This window comes from Thalassospira sp. CH_XMU1420-2 (assembly GCF_037029325.1).
GTDB classification, from domain to species: domain Bacteria; phylum Pseudomonadota; class Alphaproteobacteria; order Rhodospirillales; family Thalassospiraceae; genus Thalassospira; species Thalassospira povalilytica.
In genome coordinates this window covers 1-1,299 of the sequence record NZ_JAYMEG010000051.1, presented here as the reverse complement: position 1 = coordinate 1,299, position 1,299 = coordinate 1, and the positions used below count along the sequence as shown (strand labels likewise).

The 1,299-nt window shown below is 55.6% G+C and carries 1 protein-coding gene; it reads left to right on the top strand.

Translation table 11 applies throughout. From position 1 onward, the window contains the following. Nucleotides 1-41 precede the first annotated feature (41 nt). A protein-coding gene (locus tag WA429_RS21185) for an IS3 family transposase (RefSeq protein ID WP_443082695.1) occupies nt 42-1,270 on the top strand; the annotation gives its coding sequence in 2 pieces (ribosomal slippage) (nt 42-396 and nt 396-1,270; 1,230 coding nt in all). Nucleotides 1,271-1,299 lie beyond the last annotated feature (29 nt).

Below are 1,299 nucleotides of genomic sequence, written 5' to 3'. Positions count from 1 at the left end.
TGTCTCGTCCTGAAATATGTTGTCACCATGAGGAGACGACAATGTCCTGTTCAGGAACGGAGCGCCGCAAGCGCACCCAACGCGATTACAATATGGGCTTTAAGCTGGCGGTTGTGGATCAGGTTGAAAAGGGCGAGCTGACCTACAAGCAGGCCCAGAACCGCTATGGCATTCAGGGCAGAAGTACAGTCCTGAACTGGCTGCGCAAACATGGTAAACTCGACTGGTCCACAACGAGGCATTCCACCATGTCGCATTTGCAAGAGACACCGGAACAGAAGATCAAGCGCCTGGAGAAGGAGCTTGAGGATGAGCGGATCCGGGTCATGGTTCTTGATGGCATGATCACCATCATGGACGAGGAATACGGAGCCGGTTTGCGAAAAAAGTATTTATCCGAACTGCAAGAACATTACAGGCGCAAGGCAAAGTCAGTCTGAGCAGCAGTTGCCGGTGCTTTGGCCTGTCGCGCCAGGCTGTCTATCAGCTGTTGCAACGACGCCGACACCGCCAGATGCATCTGGCCCCCTTGCATGACTGCATCGCCCGGCTGCGCCGGCAGATGCCGCGTCTGGGAACGCGCAAGCTGTATCATCTGCTTGCCGATGACCTGTGCCGCCTGGGTATCAAGCTGGGGCGGGACGGTCTGTTTGACTGGCTCAGAGAGCATCGCCTGCTGATCGGGCCGCGCAAGAACTACACCAGGACAACCAACAGTCGTCACTGGATGCGCAACCACCCCAACCTTGTGACCGGACGGGCCGTGTCCCGGCCCGAGCAGGTCTTTGTCAGTGACATCACCTATGTCGAGAGCGATCAGGGCGTGCATTATCTGTCTCTGGTCACAGATGCCTTCTCGCGCAAGATCATGGGCTATGAGCTCAGCACCGGCATGAGGGCCGAACAAGTGCTGCGTGCCCTGAAGCAGGCCATTCGCAACCGGGTGACCAAAGCCCCGCTGATCCATCATTCAGACAGGGGCTTGCAATATTGTTCGGCGGCCTATCAGGGGGTGCTGCGCAAACATGGCATCACACCGTCAATGACAGACGGTTATGACTGCTATCAGAATGCCCTGGCCGAGCGTGTCAATGGCATCCTCAAACAGGAATTCCTATTTTATCGCTGCAAGACTTTTGAAGATCTCCGACAACTGGTCAAGGAAGCCATCGACACATACAATACCAGACGACCGCACCTTGCTCTGGCCATGCAAACACCAGAAGCCGTGCATCAAAAAGCCAGCGGTATGATCCCGCTGGCTCCATGAAAACTGTCAACGTATTTTAGGACGGCACA